Annotated in this window: 5 protein-coding genes; 3 read left to right on the top strand and 2 right to left on the bottom strand. The window is 73.8% G+C overall.

Annotated elements, in window-relative coordinates:
• Positions 1-804 (top strand): SDR family oxidoreductase (locus Q0L15_RS12200; RefSeq protein ID WP_296604700.1); only part of this gene is annotated, 804 nt, incomplete at its 5' end.
• Positions 804-1,592, top strand: a complete 789-nt coding sequence (locus Q0L15_RS12195) for a MaoC/PaaZ C-terminal domain-containing protein (RefSeq protein ID WP_296604699.1) — start codon at positions 804-806, stop codon at positions 1,590-1,592. The genes Q0L15_RS12200 and Q0L15_RS12195, both read left to right, overlap by 1 nt.
• On the opposite strand, the gene Q0L15_RS12190 is transcribed toward Q0L15_RS12195, so the two are convergent.
• Together Q0L15_RS12190 and Q0L15_RS12185 are read right to left on the bottom strand one after the other, a co-directional pair.
• Positions 1,534-3,003 carry an amidohydrolase family protein gene (locus tag Q0L15_RS12190; protein ID WP_296604697.1) on the bottom strand — a complete coding sequence of 490 codons (1,470 nt, stop codon included), beginning with the start codon at positions 3,001-3,003 and terminating at the stop codon, positions 1,534-1,536. The genes Q0L15_RS12195 and Q0L15_RS12190 overlap by 59 nt on opposite strands.
• Positions 2,990-3,985 (bottom strand): enoyl-CoA hydratase/isomerase family protein, encoded by a 996-nt coding sequence (locus Q0L15_RS12185; protein ID WP_296604696.1) that lies wholly within the window; start codon positions 3,983-3,985, stop codon positions 2,990-2,992. The genes Q0L15_RS12190 and Q0L15_RS12185 overlap by 14 nt, the downstream gene beginning before the upstream one ends.
• A gap of 131 nt (positions 3,986-4,116) precedes the next feature.
• On the opposite strand from Q0L15_RS12185, the gene Q0L15_RS12180 reads away from it, so the two are divergent.
• A partial coding sequence (locus Q0L15_RS12180; RefSeq protein WP_296604695.1) for an acyl-CoA dehydrogenase family protein occupies positions 4,117-5,291 on the top strand: 1,175 nt, incomplete at its 3' end.

Genomic DNA, 5,291 nt, shown 5'->3' with positions numbered 1-5,291 from the left:
GTCAACGACTACGGCGTCAGCCTGGCCGGTGAGGGCACCGGCGAGACGCCGGCCGAGGAGGTCGTCAGGACGATCCGGGCCGAGGGCGGGGAGGCGGTCGCCAACACCGCCGACGTGGCGGACTTCGAGCAGGCCGCGGCGATGGTGCAGCAGTCGATCGATGTCTTCGGTGGGCTCGACATCCTCGTCAACAATGCGGGGTTCGTGCGTGACCGGATGCTCGTGAACACGACCGAGGAGGAGTGGGACGCGGTCATCCGGGTCCACCTGAAGGGCCACTTCGCGCCGTTGCGGCACGCGGCGGCGTACTGGCGCGCCGAGGCCAAGGCCGGCCGCACGCGCGCGGCCCGGGTCATCAACACCTCCTCCGGCGCCGGGCTGCAGGGCTCCGTCGGGCAGGCGACGTACTCCGCCGCCAAGGCCGGGATCGCCGGGCTGACCCTGGTCGCGGCCGAGGAGCTCCGCGGGTACGGCGTCACCGTCAACGCGCTCGCGCCGTCGGCCCGCACCCGGATGACCGAGGGTGCGTTCGCGGAGAAGATGGCCGTGCCCGTCGACGGGTTCGACGTCATGGACCCGGCGAACGTGTCGCCGGTGGTCGCCTGGTTCGCCAGCGACGACGCCGGCGACGTGACCGGCCGCGTCATCGAGGTCGAGGGCGGGCAGATCTGCCTGGAGGACGGCTGGCGGCACGCGGCCTACGCTCGGCGCGACTCCCGGTGGCCGGCCGCTGAGGTGGGCGCCGCGGTGCGCGGTCTCATCAACGAGACCGCGGCGCCCGAGCCGGTGTACGGCGCCCGCTGATGGCCGGCGCAGGCGACTGGGCCGGCCGGGAGCTCGGCACCCGCACGGTCGGCTGGAGCGAGCGGGACGTCCTGCTCTATGCCCTGGCCGTGGGGGCCAGGGCGGACCAGCTCGACCTGGTCTTCGAGCGGGACCTGCGGGTGCTGCCCACCTTTGGGCTCACCCTCGCGCAGTGGGCGCCGGACCTCCTTGGCAGCAGCGGCGCCTTCGAGGTCGGCCGTGCGGTGCACGGCTCCCAGAGCCTTGAGGTCCACGAGCAGCTCCCGACCGCGGGCGAGCTGGAGCTGACCGCGCGCGTCGCCCGGGTGTGGGACAAGGGAGCTGCCGCCGTCTTCGAGGTCGAGGTCGCCTGCGCCGCGTTCACCGCGACCTGGGGCATCTTCGCCCCGGGTGCCGGCGGGTTCGGAGGCGACCGTGGACCCGGCCGGGTCGCCGACCCGGACGTGGAGGCGACCGCGCGGACGTCGGTGCGCACGGCGGAGAACCAGGCCTTGCTCTACCGGCTTCTCGGTGACCGTCACCACATCCACGTCGACCCGGTGGCCGCCGCGGCGATCGGCCAACCGCGGCCGATCCTGCACGGTCTGGCGACCCTTGCGACCTCCGCGCTGGCCGTGGCCGAGTCGGCAGGCGCGCACCCGGCGGACCTGTCTCGCCTGGAGGGCCGGTTCGCCTCGGTCGTCTTCCCCGGCGACGAGCTCGAGCTGGCGATCTGGGACGACGGCCGGTTCACCAGCACCGGACCACAAGGGGTAGCGATCTGCGCCGGTCGCGCCCACTTCGGCTGACGCGACCACCTAGGACCGTGAGCCGCACCGGGTTGACCGGGACCGATGCCAGCGCCTCCTCCAGACCGGAGCGGAGCAACACGAGGTCGGCGTGCGCGCCCGGCTCCACCCGGCGCAGCTGCCCGCCGGGCTGCTCGGGCGCGGTGAGGTAGCCCCGGAGCGCCCGCAGCGGCGTGACCTGCTCGTGCCCGGCGACCACCCGCCCCGACGGAGTCCGGCGGGTCGAGGCTGCGGCGATCACCTCCCACGGGCTCAGGGGCCCGTGCGGCGCGTCCGACGCACCGCAGACCGGTACTCCGACGGCATCGAGACCGGCCCACGGCCACAGCCACTCCCGCTCGACCCCCTCGATGTCGCGCAGCAGGTCGTCGCCCCGCACGGAGACGAAGCCGGGCTGGGTCACTACGGCCACCCCGGCCTCGCGGATCCGGGGCAGCAGCACCGGCGGGACGACGCTCGCGTGCTCGATCCGGTCACCCGGGAGGGGTCCCGCTGTCTCCAGCGCGGACAGCGTCAGCACCAGCGCGTCGCTGCCCAGACAGTGGACGGCGACCGCCCGGCCGGCGCCGTGGTGGGCGGCGACGGCCGAGCTCAGGTCGTCGACTGACGGCAGGTCGTGGTCGCGGAGGTGGATCTTGGCCGGCCCTGTGGAGAGCGAGGCGGGCAGTCCTGTTCCGTCGGGCGTGCCCAGCAGCATCACCCGCTGCGGCAGTCGTCCCGTACGACGTGCGGAGTCCAGCAGTGCGACGGTCTCGCCCGACAGGTCCGGTGTGGCGTCGGTGACCCCGCTGATGCCGAGGTCGGCTAGATGCTCGCCCAGGGCGGCCAGGTCGGGTGCGACGGTCCCGAGGCGTACGCCGAGCTCGCGGTCGAGACGCCAGAGGCGACCGGTGGACCGGCCGGCGGCGTCGCGCTCGACACCCGTCGACTGCGAGAGATCTCCCAGCAGGTCGAGCCCGGCGCTGTTGAGCACCCACAGGGCGCCGCTGTGGTCGCGCACGCGGACGGGGGTCCCCGCCAGGCCCGGACCGAGCAGGTCGTCCAGCACGTCACGCGTGAGCCGCCCGACCCTCGACTCGTGGTGACCGACCGCGCGCAGCCAGCCGCTCGTCGGCGCGGCTGCCCTGAGCAGGTCGCCCAGCTCGACCAGCGACGAGACGTCGGAGCAGTCGACGGACCCCGCCAGGGCCGCGGTCGCAAGCAGGTGCAAGTGGTGGTCGTGCAGCCCCGGGAGCAGCGCTGCGCCCCGGCCGTCGTACTCCTGCGACGCGGTGAGCGAGGTTCGCGGCTCGACGGCGACGATGCGGCCTCCCCGCACTGCCACGTCGACGCGGGGGCTGTCGGTGCCACGCTCGACGTCGGGCACCGTCACGTCGCGCAGAACCAGGTCGACGCTCTCAGCGGACCTCATCGACCAGACCCCACTCCAGCGCGGTCGCGGCGTCGACGTAGGCATCGGTCAGGGCCATCCAAGCCGTCCGCCAGCGGCCGATCCGGCGCGGCAACGTGACCGTGCCGCCGGCCCCGGGGACCAGGCCCAGCCCCAGCTCGGGAAGCCGGAAGCGGGTGGTGGGGTCGGCGACGACCCGGCCGGCCGCGGCAGGCACCTCGATGCCCGCCCCGATGCAGAGCCCGTGCAGCTCGAAGCGGAGCGCATCGCCGAGGCGCTCGCGCAGTCGGGTCACGGCCAGGGCCCCGGATCGAGCCATCCGCACCTGGTGGGCGCTGACCACGTCGGCGGCCGTACCGAACTCGTCGAGGTCGCCGCCGCTGCAGTACGACGGACCGGCGCCGCGGACCACCACCTCGACGATTCCATCGTCGAGCTCCGCGAGCTCCAGGGCGTCCAGGAATCCGTCGCGGACCTGGCGGCCCCACGCGTTGTGGCGCTCGGGCCGGTTGATCGTCACCGACAGCCGACCACCATCCCGGGCCAGGAGCACCGGGTCCGCCACCGCGGCAGGCTCCGACGCCGGGGTGGCGGAGCGCCACCGCCGGAACTCCGGGCCGGCCAGCAGCATCGAGTAGGCCAGCGACTCCAGGAGCAGGCCGTCGACAACATCGCGACGCGGGCTCACCTCCAGCAGCTCGAGCAGCACCCGGGTCGCCCCCGGCGCGTGCTCGGCCGAGGCCAGCACCCGCGGCAGGTCCGTGGGCGACCCCGCACACCACGGCGCAGGGCCGTCGGCGAGCGTCAGCGCGAGCTGCTCCAGCACCGGTCCCGCGGCGTTCGTCAGCCGACGAGCAGCGACGCCGACGAGCGCGGGCTCGGACGGGTCGACCCGTCGCCGTTCCCCGAGCTCAGCGGCCAGCTGAGCGACGGCGCGCTCGTCGTACCAGTCGATGTCCAAGGCGTCGAGATCCAGGACCCGCAGTGGGAGGTGATCGAGCACCGGGGTCTCCGAACGACGACGGGGGAGCCGTTCCCGCTGATCGGGAGGCGTAGGTCACAAAGGTTGACGGTGAGCATATAACCGGGCCCACCGGGAGCGGACCGCGTTCGCCGGTGGACGGGAGCTGACGAATGCATCTGGCCGAGACCGAGGCCCAGACCCGGATGCGCGGCGAGCTGCGCGCCTACTTCGCGGAGCTGATGACGCCGGAGGTGCGCCACGCGCTCCGCCACGGCTACTACTCCGAAGGCGCCACGGAGGTCTACCGCGACGTCGTGCGCCGACTGGGCGAGGACGGCTGGCTGGGGATCGGGTGGCCCAAGGAGATCGGCGGCCAGGGCCTGTCCATGGTCGAGCAGGCGATCTTCAGCGACGAGGCGACCCAGGCCGACGTGCCGCTGCCGCTGCTGACCATCAACTCCGTCGGCCCGGCGATCGCCGCCCACGGCACCGAGCAGCAGCGCACCGAGCTGGTCCCGGGCATCCTGCGCGGCGAGGTCCACTTCGCGATCGGCTACTCCGAACCCTCCGCCGGCACCGACCTGGCCAGCCTGACCACGCGAGCCGTCCGCGACGGTGACGAGTACGTCATCACCGGCCAGAAGCTCTGGACCGGGATGATGGAGGCCGCCGACTACATCTGGCTGGCCGTCCGCACCGACCCCGACCAGCCGCGACACCGCGGGATCTCCGTGCTGATCGTGCCGCGGCACGCCCCCGGGATCACCTCCACGCGGATCCGCACCCTCGGTGACCACTCCGTCGCCGCGGTGTCGTTCGACGGCGTCCGGGTGCCGGTCGAGAACTGCATCGGCGGCGAGAACAACGGCTGGGCCATGATCACCGGCCAGCTCAACTCCGAGCGCGTCGCCCTGGTCACCACCGCCCCGGTCGAGCAGGCCCTCACCGCCGTCCGCGATTGGGCGATGGTCACCCAGCGGCCCGACGGCAGCCGGGTGATCGACGACCCGACCGTGCGTCAGACCTTCGCGCGGGTGCGGGCCGAGGTCGAGTTCCAGCGGCTCCTCAACGCCCGCCTGGCGACGGCGGTGGACCGCGGTGAGCTCGAGCCGGCCGAGGCGTCCGCGGCCAAGGTGTTCGGCTCCGAGCTCGCCGGTCGCGGCCGCCGGATGCTGACCGAGGTGCTGGGGCTCGACGCCGCCCTCCCGGCCGACGCACCCGGAGCTGCCGCGCACGGCGCGCTCGCCAACGCAGCGGGCCACTCGAACGTGATGACGTTCATCGGCGGCGCCAACGAGATCCAGCGTGACCTGATCGCCCAGCTCGGCCTCGGCCTGCCTCGCAG

The organism is Nocardioides sp. (assembly GCF_024509035.1).
Lineage (GTDB): Bacteria > Actinomycetota > Actinomycetes > Propionibacteriales > Nocardioidaceae > Nocardioides.
The sequence above is the reverse complement of the archived record's forward strand: the minus strand, read 5'-3'. Positions and strand labels throughout refer to the sequence as shown.

Excerpts from the sequence above, each read along its gene's own strand:
- Q0L15_RS12195 (WP_296604699.1), top strand. The coding sequence starts at position 804 with ATGGCCGGCGCAGGCGACTGGGCCGGCCGGGAGCTCGGCACCCGCACG.
- Q0L15_RS12190 (WP_296604697.1), bottom strand. The coding sequence starts at position 3,003 with ATGAGGTCCGCTGAGAGCGTCGACCTGGTTCTGCGCGACGTGACGGTG.